Here is a 19592-nt window from a genome sequence, read left to right as displayed (position 1 = left end):
TTAAAAAAACGAAGTTTGGTTACAATTCAGATAAACTAACTGTATTAAATGAAGCATAAAATTTTGAAGAGGCCATAAAGTTTTAGCACGTTTGGAACATCTAACCTAAAATTTTATAGCGGTGTTTATAATGTTGCTTACTTTTGAATAAATATTAAAAAAATGAATAAAGCCATTTATATTGCCACAACCGAACCAGACAGTGGCAAGTCTATTATTTCACTGGGATTAATGCAGTCGTTATTGGGAAAGGCGGCCAAAGTAGGCTATTTCAGACCTATTATTGATGACTTTAAATCTGGTGAAATTGACAATCATATAAACACAGTTTCTACCTATTTTAACTTAGATATAAAATTTGAAGATGCCTACGCCTTTAAACGAAGCGAGGTAATTAAGAAAACAAACGAAAATAAAGACGGCGAAATAATTAGTAGAATTATTGAAAAATACAAAGCCCTCGAAGAACGGTTTGATTTTATACTAATTGAAGGTACCGGATTTACGGGTGAAGGCACTATAAAGGAATTCGATATTAATATATTAATAGCCAAAAATTTAGGTGTGCCCGCGATTATCCTAGCTAGCGGTATTGGCAAAACCTTAGACGAATTTGTCGGCAATCTACAAATGGCGTTCGATTCGTTTAAAGACAAAGGAGTAGAGGTTTTGGCCGTAATCGCCAATAAAGTAGAACCTCAAAATCAAGAATTGGTTATTACCGAATTGGAAAAATATCTTCCTTCGCAAGTAATTGTAAGTGCAATTCCGTTAAACCCAGTTTTGGCAAATCCTTCGATGAAGGAAATTGTAGATACTTTGGGTGCAAAGGTTCTGTTTGGAGAATCCTTTATTAATAATCAGGCTGGTAATTACAGCGTGGGCGCTATGCAATTGCATAACTACTTACTTCATTTAAAAGAAAATGCGCTTGTTATTACACCGGGAGACCGTGCCGATATTATTTTGGGCGCTCTGCAAGCAAATATATCGGATAATTATCCTGCTATTTCGGGCATTGTACTTACCGCGGGTCTGGTGCCTGAAGATTCAATTATTAAATTAATTGAAGGGCTTTCAGAAGTTGTTCCTATTATTTCGGTTCCAGGAGGTACATTTTCCGTTACCAATAGTTTGGGAAGAATAAAATCGCAGATTTATGCCGAAAACACCGAAAAAATTAATACGTCTATTAAAGATTTTGAAAAGCACGTAAAAGTAGATGCTTTGGTAGAACGCTTAATTACGTTTAAAACAAACGGAATTACACCTAGAATGTTTCAGTATAATTTATTGAAAAAGGCAAAGGCCGAAAAAAAGCACATTGTATTACCAGAAGGGCTAGACGAACGTATTTTACGTGCCACCAAACGATTAATTGATTTGGACGTGGTAACCATTACATTGCTAGGCGATAAAAAGGAAATTGAAGAGCGAATTACAGCCTTGGATCTTGCGCTGGACTTACACAAAATTAACATTGTAAATCCAAGTGAATCTATTCATTTTGATGCCTACGCAAAAACATTGTTCGAACTTCGAAAACACAAAAACGTGAATCTTGCAATGGCGAAGGATCTCATGATAGATGTGTCGTATTTTGGAACCATGATGGTATATAAGGGTCATGCAGACGGGATGGTTTCCGGAGCTCAGCACACTACGCAGCACACTATTCTTCCTGCGCTTCAATTTATAAAAACCAAGCCAGAGGCTTCAATTGTTTCGTCTGTATTTTTTATGCTTTTGGAAGATCGTGTTTCGGTGTATGGAGATTGCGCAATTAACCCAAACCCTACTTCAATCCAATTGGCCGAAATTGCCATTTCGTCGGCTGCAACCAGCACGGCATTTGGAATTGAACCGAAAATAGCAATGTTGTCGTATTCATCAGGAACTTCCGGTGTAGGAGCCGATGTAGAACGGGTGAGAGAGGCAACGCAAATAGTACGGGAAAAAAGACCTGATTTAAAAGTAGAAGGACCAATACAATACGATGCGGCCGTAGATATAACGGTTGGCCGGTCTAAAATGCCAAACTCCGAAGTTGCCGGACAAGCCAATGTGTTTATCTTCCCCGATCTAAATACGGGGAACAATACTTACAAAGCGGTTCAGAGAGAAACAAAAGCTTTGGCTATTGGTCCGATAATTCAAGGGTTAAACAAACCTGTAAACGATTTAAGCCGAGGCTGCACAACAGACGATATATTTAATACCGTTGTGGTTACTGCAATACAAGCACAAGCTATTTAAAAACATATAATCCTATGAACGTATTAATAATTAATTCTGGAAGCTCGTCTATAAAATTTCAAATAATAGAAATGCCTTCGGAAACATGGGTGTGTAGCGGATTGGTGGAGCGCATTGGGCAACAGGACGCCGTTTTGAATTATAAAACAAGTGCAACTTCGCTTCAACAGACCGAAAGTATAAAAACACATAAACAAGGACTTCATAAAATAGTTGAATTATTACTTCATTCAGAAAAAGGAGTGATTAAAAGTACTGACGACATTAAAGTGGTTGGCCATCGTGTTGTTCACGGTGGAAATTCATTTTCAAATACTACGGCAATCACAACCCAAGTTAAACAGAAGATAAAAGAATACGCTACGTTGGCACCACTTCATAATCCGGGAAATCTTGAAGGAATTCTCGTTGCTGAAGAAGTTTTTCCGTCTGCGAAACAAGTTGCGGTTTTTGATACGGCATTTCACCAAACCATTCCCGAAAAGGCCAAAAGGTATGCAATCCCCAATCAACTTTACGACGAACAAAGTATTCAATTATACGGTTTTCACGGCACGAGCCATCAATATGTTTCAGAAAAGGCCATTGCGCATTTAGGTCTTGAAAATTCTAAAATTATTTCCATTCATCTGGGTAACGGATGCAGTATGACTGCCATTTTAAATGGGCAAAGCATTGATCACAGTTTGGGTTTTACCCCCTCCAACGGTTTAATTATGGGAACCAGAAGTGGCGATATTGACCACGGTATCATTTATCATTTGGTCAACACATTAAACTACACAGTAGATGAAGTTAAAGAAATACTCACCTATAAAAGCGGTATGCTGGGACTTACCGGCTACAACGACTTAAGGGATATTGAAGCCGAAGCCGAAAAAGGAAATAGAGACTGCCAACTTGCATTACAAATGAATGCGTATCGTATTCAAAAATATATAGGAGCATATGCAGCCACTTTAAACGGTTTAGACGCTATAATTTTTACTGCGGGAATTGGCGAAAACTCCAGCTTAATCCGAAAACTTGTATGCAGGAATATGGATTATTTGGGTATAGAATTGGACGATGAAAAAAACGAAACAAAATCAAAAAGCTTACGCGAAATAAACACACCTGTCTCCAAAGTAAAAATTTTAGTGATTCCTACCAATGAAGAATTGGAGATTGCAAAACAAGTTTTTCAATTGGTTAAATAGGTTTTTATGAGTTGTGTTTAAAACCGAAAACCAAAAAAAGAACCACCCTCATTAAGAGAATGGTTCTTGAAAAATAAAACTATAAAAAAAATTAAGTTATTTTACTTCTTTAATACCTTATAGGTTTGTTCATTACCATCTATAGTAACTTTCATAATATAAGTTCCAGTTTGCAAATTATCCATTTCAATTGTAGGATTATTTGTATTTGGTGATACAGCTAAAACTTCTTGACCTAATAAATTGTAAACTTTTACAGTTTCAATTTGATTGGCAGCATTTAATACCAATTTGTTTTCCACTGGATTTGGATAATAAATAAAGTTTTCAAAAGCTTGATCTGCCACATTGAGTTGCGTACAAGAAATATCTGCCATCCAGCCTGCGCGAGTTGCGCCAAAATCACTTCTAAATACAAATGTTAATGCTCCACTTGAATGAGTAGAAGTAAATGGTCCAGGAATAGTCTGTCCATAATATCCTCTAGCAGGGAAATTAGGTGTTGCATCGTTACCACTATCAATTAATGGGTAAGTAGCGTCTGGTCCGTCGTGAACATAAAGCACGTCCCATCCAAAATCAGTATCGAAAGATATAAAGGTAACCGTAACCGCTTCTCCTTGATTATTTGGCGAAATAATGGTAGTTACATTTTCATTGTTACCATAATCGCCATTTTCTCCGCCCGTATCGTAAAAGAATTGACCGCAAACTGGTGGTATTACCGCTGTTTTAAATGTAGTTGGTCCAGCTAAGAAGCTCATCCCGTCTGTATCACAATCAGATTTTACATAAAAATCGTAGATAGTATAAGCCTCTAAACCGCTAACGTTTGCAGTTGTAGTGCCTTGTGGTGTGGTACCTGTAGCCACTGCTGTAGCAGTTGTTGGATCTGCATTATATTCAAAAATAAACCACTCATATCCATTGCTAGCTCCAGCAACTTCATCCCAAGATAATTCTACGGAGTCTTGTGTAATATGAGTTGCAGTAAGATTTAAAGGCTGCATACAAGTAGGAGCTTCTGCAACCATTACATCATCTACATCTATTCCTCTTGCAAAATTAGACTTACCTTCAAAAGCAATATAATAATCATTACTTGGGTTTGGAAGGTCTAAAATTACTTGCGTCCAAACAGTATGTTCTGTGGTATAGCTTTCACCAATTTGTGTCCATGAACCTCCTGCACTAGTCTTGTAAAATATACGCAGCTCATCTACATCTCCGATCCAATTTGCATTGGCAAAGTAGAAAGTAAGCTGAGGATTTGTTAACGCTGTTAGATCCATAGCGGGTGAAACCAATTTGGTTTTTTCGGTCATAGACTCGATCTTAAATTGAGCCATTAACTCGCCAGTTCTAGGCGTTATAGAATTGTTGCCATTTGTACCAACATACATCCAGTCTGTTGGAACTCCAGCTACATACTCATTGCTCCAGCAATCTCTTGTGCCCGAAGTATTTTCAAACGATTCAAAAAATGGGAAGGCATCTATTGCGCCCCCACAAAGTGTGCTAAATCCTTTTGGGCCGGCTGGAAATGGTGTGCCAGTACCACACAAAGGTGTAACGTAATATTCATAGTATGTAGATGGCGCCAATCCTGTAATTATTTCACCTATAATACCATAAAGTTTTAAAAAAATCAATTAAAACATCCCCTATACCCTTAATATTTGCGGTTTTCTAGGTTTATAAGACTTAAAAATATCTGTATATCCCTCCCATACAGACACTTATAAATTATTTTTTTTAATAATCGGGTATAAAATATTTAGAAGTCATAAAAGCCAATGGAGTATTTTCGCCACTAATATTTAAAATCAATAATTCATTTGCCATAAATTTTTATTCCCAATTCATCAATTTTATCTTTCGTAAGATCACCATATTTCTTCACAAGGCTTTCTAACGGATATCCTTTATTATCATAAAAAAAATACTCTTTGTCATATTTCACAAAAACTTCCCCGTGTTCAGTTATTAGGTTATTATCTTCAGTTTCACAAAAAAAATCAAATCCCTCGGAAAAACACCCTTTGTTAAATGTATAAAAATCTGAACCATAAGTAGAGCCAGATCTTTGATCAATATAATATTTAACTAAAAACATCCCCTCACCAGCTTTTATTATTTGTATGTAATTTCCTTTATTTTTAACATCTTCGCTCAACCAAAAGCCCACACTTTTCAATCCTTCGTCTCGGGTATTACAAGCGAATAAGAATAAAACTAACATCAATAAAGAAATATATTTCATAATCTTAAGGATTAACAACTATAGAAATCTGTTGTATTTGAATTACTAAGGTAAATAAAAAGATTTTCATTAAAATGTGGCTTTTTTCAAAATATTAAAACAAAAAAAAGGGCAACCAGTACGGCAACCCTCTTTTATTTGTTCAAATGGTTACACAGGCAACGTGTAAACAGTTTCAAAGATACGGAATTTATACCCTATTCTTTAAATTGAAATTTATTGAAAGTTGAGGTTAAAAATAATCTACCGTACATTAATCGTACAAATCTATAAACGAAAAAACCGTAAACCTTTATTAATCAAAGGAATACGGTTTTGATAAGCGGAGAAAGAGGAACTATCTTTAAATAATTAAGTTATTGAAAATCAAACAATTAAAATAATATATTTCTAATTACGCACCGAATTACGCACCTGATTTATAATTCATTATATTTAAGTAAAGCTGTAAGGAGTTTTTTTATTTGGAATTTCAATTTTAAAAGTTTTAAGTGACTAATCGGACTAATCCAATTGAAATTATAACTATTAATCCGGCTATAATAAACGGATAGTAAAAACTATCTGCAATCAGCCAAGTACCTACAACAGGACCTAAAATCTGACCTACGCTACCTGTTGAGCTTTGTATGGATATATTTCTACCTGTATTTTCTTTAGATGTCAATGATACTGCTGATAACAAGTTTGGCGTTACCATAGCACCTCCAGCAGCGAAAACAACGATTAACACATATACCAAGTATTCATTCTTAAAAAAGGGAAAGACAATTAAGGATAATCCAGATATAAACAACCCTAATGCAATTTGTTTCTTTGTGGATAAAAACTTCTCTCCGTAAGTAGCGAACAAAGGTTGTAAAACAGCCATTATTGAACCACATAGCATAAAACCAATACCTATTTGGTTACTGTTAAATCCTAATTCATCTTTCCCATATATTGAAAAGACAGTTTCAAACAGCGTTACTACAAATTGGATGACAAACGACAGACCCAGTAATACGACAAAATATTTGGTAAATGTGAATCGCAAGCTCGCTTTTTGTGTTGTGAACGTATGTACGCGAGTGGTGTTTTTTAACCATTTTGCTACTACAAATAAGACTATAAGTCCTAGAAGAGCGGCAAACAAAAAGGGTACTGAAAATCGGTCTAAATGCAGCAGACCTATCGTATATTTTAAATGAAGGTCAGTTTGAGACAGAAAGCCACCAATGACAGGGCCAAAAATAACACCAGAGCTAATGGCAACACCCGACCAACCCATTATTTTTGTTCTTCGTTTTTCAGAAGTAATGTCGCTCAAATATGCGTTGCTAACTGGAATAACTGATGACGTGAAAATACCACCAAAGATGCGAGCAACATATAGCATCGTCAATGATGTAGCAAGACCGGTAAGTAATTGCATAATTACAAAGCCGATTAGCCCAACAATGATAATGGGTTTACGGCCGTATTTATCGGATAGCCTGCCCCAGAGTACAACGAAAAGAAGCTGGAAGAGCGGATAAATACTGGTCAAAAAACCAATATGAAAGTTAATCGAATCAGTATCTAGGTTATCTCCTAAAGCTAATCTTTCGGTATAGTAGGGAAGGGTTGGCAATAAAATACCATAGCCCAACATCACTACAAATAAACTCAACAGGATTAAAAATATCCTGTTGAGTTTTTCTTTTTTGTCCATTTATTTTTTACCGATTTTTCGCTTTAATAATTGCGCATTGATAGCCACTATAATCGTACTTAAACTCATAAGTACAGCTCCAACGGCTGGGCCCAAAACAAAACCGGTAGAATAAAGCACTCCAGCAGCTAACGGAATGGCTATAACGTTGTATCCCGTTGCCCAAACAAGGTTCTGGATCATTTTATTGTATGTAGCCTTACCGAACAAAATCAAGTTAGCAATATCTTGTGGGTTGCTGTTTACCAAAATAATATCCGCGGTTTCAGCGGCTACGTCTGTGCCAGAACCTACTGCAATACCTACATTGGCTTGAGCCAGAGCCGGTGCATCGTTCACTCCGTCTCCTGTCATTGCCACAAACTCTCCCTTACTTTCCAATTCTTTTACTATTTCCACTTTTTGATGTGGCAAAACTTCGGCGTAGTATCCATCCAAGCCGAGTTTATCGCTAACAGCTTTGGCAGTTCTTTCATTATCACCGGTAGCCATTAAAACTTTTATATTATTCTTTTTGAAAATTTTGATGGCATCGGCAGATTCCGGTCTAATTTCGTCCGCCAATGCTATGTATCCTGCCAGTTTTCCATCAATCAAGACAAAAACAACAGTTTCTGCGGCATCGCTATAGGCATCCTCTGGAATAGTTATTTTTTCATCCCTTAAATATCCGGGACTTACAACTTTTATTTCTTTCCCTTCTACGTTCGCCTCGACTCCTTTACCGGTAATTGCGTTAAAGTTTTCAGGGTTCGGAATAATAACTTCATCTTCTTTTACTTTTTTAATTATTCCAACCGCAATAGGGTGTTCAGAACTCTGTTCCAATGCACTTGAAAGCCTCAAAATTTCTTTAGGTGGATATTTCTGATTGACCGACTCAACCCTTGTTACACCAAAATCACCTTTGGTCAATGTTCCAGTCTTGTCGAATAATAATGCCGTTATTTTTCGGGATTCTTCAAAAGCTGTTCTATTTCTAATCAATAATCCATTCTGTGCAGAAACCGCAGTAGAAATAGCGACCACTAATGGAATGGCAAGACCTAAAGCGTGCGGACACGCAATAATCATTACCGTTACCATACGCTCCAAAGCATACACAAAAGGGAAGCCTAAAATTAGCCAAACCGCCAATGTGCCAAATCCAATACCTAATGCGATATAGGTAAGCCATTTTGCAGCTCTATCCGAGAGGTTTTGCATTTTTGATTTGGACTTTTGTGCTTCTTCAACCATTGTGATCACCTTGTTGAGATAACTGTCCTTTCCTGTATGCTCAACCTTTACCTTTATGCTGCCATTACCGTTTACCGAACCTCCAATAACCTTATCATCTATTTCTTTCTTAACTGGTTTGGACTCCCCAGTAAGCATAGATTCATTCAGGTAGCTGGTGCCTTCTGTTATAATACCATCAGCAGGCACCTTTTCACCTGGTTTTACTAATATGACATCATCTTTTAACAAATCTTCCAACGGAATATCTTCTATGGTATCACCCTTTACCCTATGGGCTTCTGCGGGCATCATACTTACCAAAAGCTGTAAGGCCTTTGATGCTCCCAAGACGCTTTTCATCTCTATCCAATGTCCTACCAACATAATAGCGATAAGGGTAGCCAGTTCCCAGAAAAAATCAACTCCTTCTAAGCCGAACACGGTTGCCGAACTATAAACGTAAGCCACGGTAATGGCCATAGAAATAAGGGTCATCATCCCTGGTGCACCTTTTTTAACTTCGGACCAAAATCCGGTAATAAATGGCCAGCCGCCATAGAAATACACTACAGAAGAAAGGCCAAATAATATATATTGGTTTCCGGGAAGCAGGAACTCATACCCAATAAACCCTTGGATCATCGGGGAGATGATGAGGATGGGAATGGTCAAGATTAAGGTTACCCAAAACCGTTTCCTGAAATCGGCAATCATCATTTTATGATGGTCGTGGCCCATTTGACCGTGACCCGGATTGTGACCCGAATGGTCCCCACCTTTGTGGTTCATTTTAGAATGGTCTTCTTTTTTGTGTTTCATCTTCGAATGGTCCATTTTAGAATGGTCCATTTCATCGTGATTGTGGTGTTCGTGATTTTCCATTATTGTCTTGTTTAAGTGTTATCGTAATTTTTTTCTCATAGCTTCCGAAATGTTTTCGGCATAGACGCCATAGGCATCTACCAAAAGTCCTTTAATCCCATTTTTTGATGAAATAGCATAAAGCACACTATTATCGTCGGTACTGCTCATACCCTCAAAACGATGCATCTCGTCAACATTAAAATCTTCTGGGTGTATTTCAATTTTTAGTGAGGCACACTCCAAACATTCTGGTTTTAGGTTAAAATCATATGTATAGCCTTTTCCCTGTAAATCGTTTATGGCTTCAGAAAGTGTATCGTAATTTTTCATCTGTCTTTATTTATAGTTTATTGTAAAATAGCTGTTATCTGCTTCTGAAAATTTCTGAAAAGTCAATAATCCTTTTTCATTTAATTTTTCAATAACAGTATAATTGAATTGCTTGATGCGAATACCCCAGGCATAGGCCTTAATATTTATTTTTGATTTAATAGTGTTTTTGCCAGCTTCTAATTTTCGATCGTAAATTTTTATGATGCTTTTTGAACCGAAAAAATTCAACAAGCCCGAGTCAAAACTCATTTCCAATTCAATATTTTTCAGATTATCCAAATTGTATAGTTCTTTAAATTTCTTTGAAGTGGTGTTGATTTCTGTTTTCTTTGATTTTGGATTGGAAAACGGAAAAGCCATTACCATTACACTTGCCTCATCAGGCTTACAGCGATAGGTTATGGTGTATTTATCGGTCGATTTTTTGTCCTCATCGAACAATTCCGTAACCACCTCAATTTCATAGTATCCATTTTTCTTTATTGTTTCACCAGCTTCAAAAGTTTGTTTGTTTAGAAAAGAGCCTTCTTCATCAAAATTTTCTCGAACAACAACTCTACCTGAAATCTGCCCAATAAGCATTTCAGTTTGTCCAGTCATTGTGATGCTGAATAAAATAAATAGTACTATGAAACTTTGCTTTCTCATATATGGTGCATTAATTTTTTTACCTCTTTTGCCATAATATCACTTAAATCTATTCCATTTGAAGAGTGTGGGATGGTATTACAAGTCACTATTTTTTCTACTCCGGAATCCAATAAATCTTGATAGGCATTTCCTGAAAAAACGGCGTGAATGCCTACACAAATAGGCGGTTTCATTCCTGCCTTTTTAAGATGTTGTACGGTTTCAATCATTGTTCGGGCTGTGGAAATAATGTCATCTACTAAAATAGGTGTGGCATTCTTGTACTTATCCACATCGGGAACAGAGACTTCTACATCACGGTCACCGTGACGTACCTTTTGTAATACTATAAATGGTGCTCCTGCATTTTTGGCGACTTCTGAAACCCATTGTTCACTTTCAGAATCGGGACCGATAAGTACTGGGTTTTCGATGTTTTCTTTTATCCATTCTGAAATGGCATCGGCAGCGTGAATCACTTTATTTGGAATTTGATACACTTCCCCCAACGAACTAATTCTGTGCAAGTGAGGGTCAACTGTGGTAATGCTATCGGCAAAACCAGAAATCAATTTTCCGAAAAAACCAGAAGTCACTCCTTCGCCTTCGTTGAAAACTTTGTCCTGCCGCATATAGGCCAAATAGGGTGCTACCAAACAGGTACACATAGCTCCTAATGATTTGGCTGTGTGGCTTAAAAAATATAGTGGCAACAGTTTTGAATCTGGTTTGTGCAAGGTGCATACCAGTACCACACATTTATCTTTAACATCAGATAATATGCGTGTGTACGATTCCCCGTCAGGGAATTTACGCAAAATGGCTTTGCCCACTTCAGCATCCATTTTTATAGCCATTAGTTCTGTGAGTTCTTCATTTCCGGGAAGACAGAATAATATTGTTTTCATAGTTTTTTAAATTATAGTTATGATGTCGTTATGGTTGTTTTTATATTCCAAAGCATAGTTAAGTTCGCCTTTGGATTCAGCATATATGGTATATAACAATTGGTCTATTTCGATTTTTTCATTAAAATGGACATTCAAAAGAATCCCTGCCGATTTAGATTGTGGTGCTCCAGAAAGCTTGGCAAGTTTTGCGATTTTTCGGTTATCAATTCGTTGCAAAACGCCTGACTTTTCAGCTTTAATTTCAATTTTATAAGGTGCTAAAACTGGTTTTGAAAATTGACCTTGCGCCTTACAAATGGCTATGAATTTTTCATATGCTTTTCCAGATTTGAGAATTTCACGTGCGGTTTCCAGTCCCTTTCCTTTTTCTACTTTTCCAGAAAGTTCTAATAGTTCAGTAGCTAAAAGCAATGCTCTTTCTGTTAAGTCTTTAGGTGCATCTTCCTCATTTTTCAAAACTTTTAATATATCTATGGCTTCTAAAGTTGGACCGATACCCCTTCCAACAGGCTGCGTGCCATCCGTAACTACAACTTTTACATTCAACCCAACAGCAGTTCCAACGGTTTCCATATGATTTTTTAGTTTTTCTGCCATTTCGGTACTGCGAACCTTGGCGGTTTCTCCCACGGGAATATCTATGACCACGTGCGTAGAACCTGCCGCGGCTTTTTTAGAAAGTACTGAAGCAATGAGCTGACCTTCGCTATCAATATCCAAGGCTTTTTCAATTTTAATGAGCACATCATCGGCAGGACTTAACTGCGCTGTACCGCCCCAAACAAAACATCCGCCTTCCTTTTCTACAACGGTCTTTATTTCCTCGGAAGAGAGCGTAACATTGGTCAGTACTTCCATTGTATCTGCTGTGCCTGCTGGCGAAGTGATTGCCCGTGATGATGTTTTTGGCATAGTAAGCCCATACGCAGCAACAATGGCAACTACCAATGGTGTTGTTCTATTGCCAGGCAATCCGCCAATACAATGTTTGTCCACCACGATATCTTTGTTCCAGTTCAGTTGCTTTCCCGAAGCAATCATCGCTTTGGTGAGGTCGGATATTTCATCAATATCCATCCGGTCACCTGCACAGGCCGTAATAAATGCCGAAAGGTGGATGTTGGAATAATCGCCTTCAACGATATCGGTTATGATTTCATTAAATGCTGTATAATTCAGTTTTTGATTATAGATTTTCGCCCTAACGTGGCTCAACGATTCGATAGGCTCTAAATGGGAAACATATAATGTATCGTTTGGGGAAACATTGAGTTTTTTCGCAGCAGCATCTGAAAGTCCGATTTCATTGGGTAACAACATATCTGAATTTATAACGTTGAGGCTTGCAACGATTGAGGCATTTGCGTTGGATATCCTAATGCGGGTCAAAGCTTCAAAACCTTCTGAAATACAAACGTGACAGTCTTCCCGCATATACACGACATTTTCGTTTTGGGTATAGATTCCGAGATGTTTGTATTTTAATATGTTTGAGTGTGTGTCCATATTTTTTTTGATTGTTGTGATTTATTCTATTTCTTCGATGGTGTATAATTGCGGAATTTCTGCATCCCACCCATAAGTTTCCTTGATGCCTTTTTGCAATGCTTCTGCACTTTCTTTTTCACCGTGTACAATGAAAATCCGCTCTGGCGTATTTTTTATTTTGCCCATCCAATCTATAAGTTCTCTATGGTCAGCGTGTGCTGAGAGCCCTTCAATTTCTACAACTTCCATATCAAAGGGCACCCATTTTCCATACACTTTAAGTTCCTTATCGCCTTCCAATAATTTTCTGCCTCGCGTACCTTCAGCTTGATAACCCACAAAAAGCAAGGTGTTGTTGGGGTTTTGTGCTTGGGTTTCAAGATAGTTTAGCATTCTTCCGCCTGTGAGCATTCCGCTTCCTGCAATCACGATTTTCGGTTTATTATCTGTTCGTAATTCCATTGTTTCCCGATAACTGCTTACGACCGTAAAGTGCGAGCACATTTCGTCACATTCGTTATCTTCCAACCTGTGCCAATCTCTTGTGCGATGAAACAATTCTAATACACTTGCTCCCATTGGGCTGTCCATTATCATTTGTATTTTTGGGATTTTCTTCTCTTTCAATAATTTCCAAAAAATCAGCATCATCAATTGGGCACGTTCTACTGAAAAACTTGGAACAAATAGGCTGCCACCTCTGTTGATGGTGTCATTGACCAATTTTTCTATCTGTGGAAGTGCTTCTACTTCATCAGGATGAAATCTTCCTCCGTAGGTGGATTCAATAAATAATACATCTGCCTTTTTTGGCTTTAATGGCGGAAACAGTAATAAATCGTTTGTTCTGCCTATATCGCCAGAAAACACAAAACGTTTCCTGTGTACATCCAACTCAATGTAAGTTGCTCCCAGAATGTGACCATTATATTGAAATCGAGCCCTTATGCCATCAAACAATGGAATCCATTGTGATTGCGGAATTCCTTTAAAATGAGGGATAGTTTTTTCTACATCCTTTAGGTCGTACAATGGTTCAGCAGGATTATGTTTGGAATAGCCTTCTTTATTGGCACGTTCTGCTTCTTGTTCCTGAATTTTTGCACTATCATTCAAAATGATTTTTGCAATGTCCAAAGTAGGATTGGTGCCGTATATTGGTCCATTGAACCCTTTCTTGACCAATCTTGGTAAATATCCTGTGTGGTCTAAATGGCCGTGGGTAAGAAGAACCGTATCAATTTCTGAAACTTCCGCGGGTGGATACTCCCAGTTTTTAAGGCGCAATTCTTTTAACCCTTGAAAAAGTCCGCAGTCTATGAGTATCTTTTTATCTCCTGTGTCCACTAAATATTTTGAGCCGGTTACCGTACCTGCTGCACCTAAAAAGTGAATATTTATTTTATTGTTATCCATCTTTATAGTATTTATTTAGAGTCCACCACAGCAAGAAGGTGTATTTCCTTTATCTTGTTTTGATTTGCTCAATTCCACTATTTCTTTATATAGATTACGAGAATCCTCTTTAATAAAAAGAGCCAATTTCTTTACTGATTTAGGTTCAAAGTGAACCATTTCAAATAATATCTCAAGGGCTTCTTCAAGTAGTTTAGAGTCATCTTCCAATGCTTGGTAAAATGGCTCTAAATCTATACTGTCCTTTTCTTTCAGTTCATCTGTTTTCATTTGATCTATTTTTAAATTAAAAATGTATGTAGTGCTTTATTGAATTCTACATAGTTCTCTTGAATCTTCGAGAATCTTTTTGTGCCTTGACTTTGGCACTCCTACTTGTTCTAAAACTTTTGGGTTTTCGTGAAGCTCTTTGCAGAGCACAAGACCTTTATCCAATAATTTCGTTTTTTCGGCCTTAGTAAGCGTTGTTATTGCTGTTAACGGATGTAGCCCCGACTTATCTATTCTGTCTTTTAACCCGTTATCCATTGGGTAATCCCAACTTGTCAATAATAGCCCAACGCATTTACCATATTGTACCGCATCACTTGTAAATCGTGTATTTGTATAGAGGCCTCCTTTGTGAAGTTTAGTATCGTGACCTTTTTGGCGTTCCCATTTTTTTTCTACATCTAAAAATCTTGAATTGATGTATAATGGAATCTTCACGTTGCAAACTCGTCCTTGATCGCTATGGTATTTGCATTCAATCATATAATGATTATTGTCTTTTTGCGCTATCACATCTATTTCGTGTTGAACACAATTACCTTGGACAATAACATCAACTTCTGTATCAAAACCTTCGTGTGCCAATAGTTTACCTACTAATTTTTCAAATGGAAAACCGGTTGGACCTAGTTCCATTAAAGCTTTTTTGAGCTTGTACTTTGAGGCACTTACCCTGGATTTGGCCTTTAGCATCTTGAATGCCAATTGATAGATTTTTTTGGTTGTCATTCCTTCTTCAATCTGCTCTTGTACTTTCCGGGCTATATCTTGAATAATATCCTCATCTGCCCGTGAACGCCGCAGGGAGTTGATGAGTTTGTTTACATCAAAGGCTTCGTACTCACCAGAGTATTTTTTTATTAAGACTGATTTATTCATTGTTACATTTTAATAGTCATTACTGGTAATTCGGAGTGATTGGTTACACCCTCTGCGATGCTTTTAGAGAATAAGCTTAAAAATCCTGTACGTCCGTGAGTACACATTGCGATTAAATCGGCATTTTTATATCGTAAATAATTGTTTATCCCTGTTTCTACGTCTGGTTCGTTATATACATTCATTGAGAAGTTATCCAAATCGGGGAATTTTTTCAGGAACTCCTTGATGGGATCCAACCCTTGTTCTATACTGTTAAAATCGGTCTGAGTATTGACCCTCAATAAATGGATATGTGCGCCGCATTTTTCAGCAATCGAAATAACCTGCTTAAATGCATCGCTTACATCTTGAAGAAAATCTGAAACAAAAACGATATCCTTAAAAGGAAAGGATACTTCTTCATCCTTGACTACAACAACTGGTACATCAGCTTTCCTAACAATTTTTTCTACGTTGCTTCCCATTAACTCACGTATACCGCCTCGGGTGCCACTACTTCCCGTAACTATAAAATCGTGATGAAAATGCCCCGAATGTTTAAGGATATTTGCCTGACCACCATCAAATTCAAGAAAAGTCCTGCACTCAAGGCCTTGTCGTTCTGCTTTTTTCTCCAGTTCTCTCAGGTAGGCTTTTGCGATGCCTATTTGCTTTACTGTTTCTGGGTACTGTTTTTCTTTTTGTTTATCCAACTTTACCCATTCTACGGGGGTTTTCATCAAATGGAAAAAATGGATTTCGGAATTGTAAAGCTTTGCCATTTCAATTCCGAGTTCTTCTGCTTTATTGCAATTTTTTGAAAAGTCTGTTGGTACGAGTATGTTTTTCATAATATTTGTTTTTAACTATTAATTAATGCTAATTTCATTTCCAGAAGGTTTTTGTTTTTCAAAACAATCCAGATTATATATGGTTGTTTCTGCAATATTGGTCAATGCGGTTTTGGTTAAAAAAGCTTGATGGCTTGTAATTAGTACATTGTTGAAAGTCATTAAGCGTGCAATCACATCGTCTTGCAAAATGTCATCGGAATGGTCTTCAAAGAACAATCCTTCTTCTTCCTCATAAACATCCAGTCCTAAATACCCTATTTTTTTAGTTTTCAATCCTTCGATAACTGCCTTGGTGTCCACCAACCCACCACGACTTGTATTGATGAGCATTACTCCAGATTTCATTAGTGCTATATGCTCTTTATTTATTAAATGTTTTGTTGAAGCTTTTAATGGCACGTGCAGGCTTATTATATCTGCGTGCTTACAGAGCGTCGCACAATCTGAATAGATTACGCCATATTTATCAATTAGGTCTTTGCTTTCTTCTATATCCTGGGCAAGAATATTGCAGCCGAATCCGTGAAGTATTTTTACGAGTACAGACCCTATTTTTCCTGTTCCAATCACGCCAACGGTTTTCCCATTTAGGTCAAAACCAGTGAGACCGTTTAATGAAAAGTTTTGTTCGCGCACTCTATTGTGGGCTTTAATCAGTCTTCGGTTTAATGCAAGTATCAAAGCCATTGTATGTTCTGCAATGGCATAAGGTGAATAGGCTGGGACACGGGCCACTTTTATATTCAATTCAGCTGCTTTTTCTAAATCGACGTGATTGAAACCTGCCGAACGTAATGCGATAAATTTTATGCCTAGTTTGTGTAAAATATCCAAAACTTCCGAAGAGGCATCGTCACTTGAGAAAAGTGCTATGGCCTTTGAACCTTCTGCCAATAAGGCGGTTTCCTTTGTTAGCCTAAATTCCAGAAAATTCAATTGATGTTTTCCTTTATTAGCGTTTTCAATGGAAGGCTTATCGAATTTATGTGTGCTGTATATTGTTGTTTTCATAATTTATGTTCCAAATAGTTCTAAGAGTTCGTGCAATTCTTTATTGACCTGATGTTGTTTGACCACTTCATTAAAAGGGGTTAAGTGCAATTGATTGTTTAAAACCCCGACCATTACATTCTTTTTACTTTGTAAAAGTGATTTTACGGCTTCCACCCCAAGCCTAATACCCAACATTCTATCTAAAGCAGAAGGATTTCCACCTCGCTGTATGTGGCCAAGCTTTGTTATGCGTAAATCGACATTGGGATTGACTTCCTTTATTTTTGATGAAACAAATTCGGCACCAATTTCGTCACCTTCAGAAACTACGATTAGAAAAGCATCCTCGCTATCGTAATTTTTCACTTTATCTAAAAGGTTAATAAAGTCGGTATCGCTCTCTGGGATGAGTATGGCATCAGCGCCAACCATCAATCCTGAATGAATGCCGATATAGCCAGAATCTCTACCCATTACTTCCACGATAAATACCCGATTGTGAGATTCGGCAGTATCCCTTATTTTATCAATGTTTTCAATGGCTGTGTTAACAGCGGAATCGAAACCAAGGGTGTAATCCGTACCCGAAATATCGTTGTCAATAGTCCCGGGAATCCCTACGAATGGGATATCGCATATCTCTGAAAAAGCCAATAGACCTTTAAAAGTACCATCACCACCTATGGCAATTAAAGCGTCTATTTTGTTTGCATTTAGGGTTTGCAGGGCTTTTTTTCGACCTTCCAGTTCGAGAAAACGTTTGCTTCGGGCTGTCTTAAGGATAGTGCCACCCTTTTGGGTCAGTTTTTGTAATTCGTGTGATTTTAATTGAACCAAGTCACCGTCTATCAATCCTTCATATCCTTTTCGAAAGCCGCTTACGTTTATACCATTTACTTCAGCCGTTTTTGTAATGGCGTACAAGGCTGCATTCATCCCTGGACTATCACCTCCAGAGGTAAATACACCTATATGTTTTATAGTACTATCCATAGTTATAAAGCTTCTTTTTTAAGAATTTCAGTATTTTTTATACCATACAACCTATTAAAAACCATACAAGCTGTAAGGTCACCCGTTACGTTTACAGCAGTCCTGAACATTCCCAACAATCTTTCTACACCAATGATAATGATGATGCCTTCGGCTGGAATACCGACACTTCCCAAAACAGAAGCGAGTATCACCACACCACCTCCGGGAATGGCAGGTGTGCCGATTGAAGCAGCAACGATGGTTACGATGACCACAATAATATTGAGCAAACTCATTTCCAAGCCATAGGCTTGGGCTATGAATAGCGTAGTTATGGTTTGATAGAGTGCAGTGCCATCCATATTGACGGTTGCACCTATGGGAATAATAAAATTGCTAATGGTCTTGTCCACCTTCAATTCTTCTTCGGCTGTTTGAAGGGAAAGTGGCATCACGGCCGCAGAGCTTGTGGTTGAAAAGGCCAATAATTGAACGTCCCTTATTTTTTTTAGGAAATGCATAGGGTTTGCTTTACCAAGAAGCACAATTAGCCCTAAATAGAAAATTACCAAAAGTAATAGACCGAGCAGGACGACGCCAACATAATAGGTGAGACCGGAAAGAGAACTTAAACCAACACTAGAGGTAAGCTGCGCCATAAGTCCGAAAACAGCAATAGGCACTAGAAGCATTGACCATTTTACTACTGTCATACAGACTTCCTGAATGGCACTTAGAAGCAGCTTCACTGGGCGCAGTAAGGCATTTTCAAGTGATAGCACAGCTACACCAATAATGATTGTGAAAATTACAATGCTTAACATTTCACCACTTACCATAGATGCCAACGGGTTTTCGGGAAGTAAGTTTGAGATGGCATCAGGAATCGTTTCAATTCCGAAGGAAAGCTCTGGATTTTCCGTTGGAACATCTGTAATTTCATTATGTTCAGCTAGAGCCTGTTGATGTAAAAAGCGACCAGGTCTAAAAAGTTGAGATAGTATGACACCCAAACTTACCGAAACTATCGTAGTACCTAGAAAATATAACAAAACCCCACCACCTAATTTTTTTAGACTGTCCTTATCATTACTTGCTATTCCAGTAATGATGGAAGCCACAATCAACGGAATCATAATCATTTGAACCAGTTTCAGAAACAGGACACCAGGCAATGCCAGCCAATTCCCCGCGATATCTGCTGTTTCTTTAGAAATCCATCCATTTTGTGGGCTCAATAGCAGACCAAATCCAACACCTAAAAACAAGGCAATGATTACTTTAAGCCATAGACGGCTTTCTACCAGTTTAAGGAGGTAGTGGTTAAGTGATTTTAATGATTTTATCTCTGTGTCAAACATTCTG

The 19592-nt window shown here is 37.6% G+C and carries 17 protein-coding genes; 2 read left to right on the top strand and 15 right to left on the bottom strand.

The genetic code is table 11. The features are described 5' to 3' along the window. The first annotated feature begins 162 nt into the window (after nt 1–162). Nucleotides 163–2256: a phosphate acetyltransferase gene (gene pta, locus VZD24_RS09725; RefSeq protein ID WP_279448381.1), complete on the top strand. Its 2094-nt coding sequence runs from the start codon at nt 163–165 to the stop codon at nt 2254–2256. Between the two features lie 14 nt (nt 2257–2270). Next, entirely contained in the window at nt 2271–3455 is a 1185-nt protein-coding gene (locus VZD24_RS09720; protein WP_342687591.1) for an acetate/propionate family kinase, read from the top strand. Nucleotides 3456–3556: 101 nt separating this feature from the next. Here the strand turns inward: VZD24_RS09720 and VZD24_RS09715 are convergent, their stop codons facing one another. The 15 genes from VZD24_RS09715 to VZD24_RS09645 form a co-directional block, all read right to left on the bottom strand. Then, complete coding sequence (locus VZD24_RS09715) at nt 3557–5107, bottom strand: T9SS type A sorting domain-containing protein (RefSeq protein WP_342687592.1); 1551 nt, start codon at nt 5105–5107, stop codon at nt 3557–3559. Nucleotides 5108–5289: 182 nt separating this feature from the next. Further along, nucleotides 5290–5718, bottom strand: a complete 429-nt coding sequence (locus tag VZD24_RS09710) for a hypothetical protein (RefSeq protein WP_342687593.1) — start codon at nt 5716–5718, stop codon at nt 5290–5292. Between the two features lie 487 nt (nt 5719–6205). Continuing rightward, the gene (locus VZD24_RS09705) at nt 6206–7411 is read right to left on the bottom strand and encodes an MFS transporter (RefSeq protein ID WP_342687594.1); all 1206 of its coding nucleotides are present in this window, start codon (nt 7409–7411) and stop codon (nt 6206–6208) included. Further along, entirely contained in the window at nt 7412–9514 is a 2103-nt protein-coding gene (locus VZD24_RS09700) for a copper-translocating P-type ATPase (protein ID WP_008991330.1), read from the bottom strand. 18 nt (nt 9515–9532) lie between these two features. Further along, complete coding sequence (locus tag VZD24_RS09695) at nt 9533–9826, bottom strand: phosphoribosylpyrophosphate synthetase (RefSeq protein WP_342687595.1); 294 nt, start codon at nt 9824–9826, stop codon at nt 9533–9535. Between the two features lie 6 nt (nt 9827–9832). Continuing rightward, entirely contained in the window at nt 9833–10477 is a 645-nt protein-coding gene (locus tag VZD24_RS09690) for a hypothetical protein (protein WP_342687596.1), read from the bottom strand. Then, a complete protein-coding gene (locus VZD24_RS09685; RefSeq protein ID WP_342687597.1) occupies nt 10474–11367 on the bottom strand; it encodes a ribose-phosphate pyrophosphokinase in 894 nt (297 codons plus the stop codon). The genes VZD24_RS09690 and VZD24_RS09685 overlap by 4 nt, the downstream gene beginning before the upstream one ends. Before the next feature lie 6 nt (nt 11368–11373). After that, a complete protein-coding gene (locus VZD24_RS09680; RefSeq protein ID WP_342687599.1) occupies nt 11374–12876 on the bottom strand; it encodes a thymidine phosphorylase family protein in 1503 nt (500 codons plus the stop codon). A 21-nt stretch (nt 12877–12897) separates the two neighbouring features. Next, nucleotides 12898–14274 (bottom strand): MBL fold metallo-hydrolase RNA specificity domain-containing protein, encoded by a 1377-nt coding sequence (locus VZD24_RS09675; RefSeq protein ID WP_342687600.1) that lies wholly within the window; start codon nt 14272–14274, stop codon nt 12898–12900. Between the two features lie 15 nt (nt 14275–14289). After that, nucleotides 14290–14544, bottom strand: a complete 255-nt coding sequence (locus tag VZD24_RS09670) for a hypothetical protein (protein WP_342687601.1) — start codon at nt 14542–14544, stop codon at nt 14290–14292. Between the two features lie 36 nt (nt 14545–14580). Continuing rightward, complete coding sequence (locus VZD24_RS09665) at nt 14581–15423, bottom strand: restriction endonuclease (protein ID WP_342687602.1); 843 nt, start codon at nt 15421–15423, stop codon at nt 14581–14583. A 2-nt stretch (nt 15424–15425) separates the two neighbouring features. Then, entirely contained in the window at nt 15426–16256 is an 831-nt protein-coding gene (locus VZD24_RS09660) for a universal stress protein (protein ID WP_034892072.1), read from the bottom strand. Between the two features lie 18 nt (nt 16257–16274). Beyond that, nucleotides 16275–17270, bottom strand: a complete 996-nt coding sequence (locus tag VZD24_RS09655) for a 2-hydroxyacid dehydrogenase (protein WP_008616405.1) — start codon at nt 17268–17270, stop codon at nt 16275–16277. 3 nt (nt 17271–17273) lie between these two features. Next, the gene (locus VZD24_RS09650; RefSeq protein ID WP_279448368.1) at nt 17274–18245 is read right to left on the bottom strand and encodes an ATP-dependent 6-phosphofructokinase; all 972 of its coding nucleotides are present in this window, start codon (nt 18243–18245) and stop codon (nt 17274–17276) included. A 2-nt stretch (nt 18246–18247) separates the two neighbouring features. After that, nucleotides 18248–19588 (bottom strand): dicarboxylate/amino acid:cation symporter, encoded by a 1341-nt coding sequence (locus VZD24_RS09645; protein ID WP_279448367.1) that lies wholly within the window; start codon nt 19586–19588, stop codon nt 18248–18250. Between the last annotated feature and the right edge of the window lie 4 nt (nt 19589–19592).

This window comes from Aequorivita flava (assembly GCF_038742595.1).
GTDB classification, from domain to species: domain Bacteria; phylum Bacteroidota; class Bacteroidia; order Flavobacteriales; family Flavobacteriaceae; genus Aequorivita; species Aequorivita marisscotiae.
Note: the sequence above shows the minus strand (reverse complement) of the source record. Positions and strands in the feature narration are given on the sequence as shown.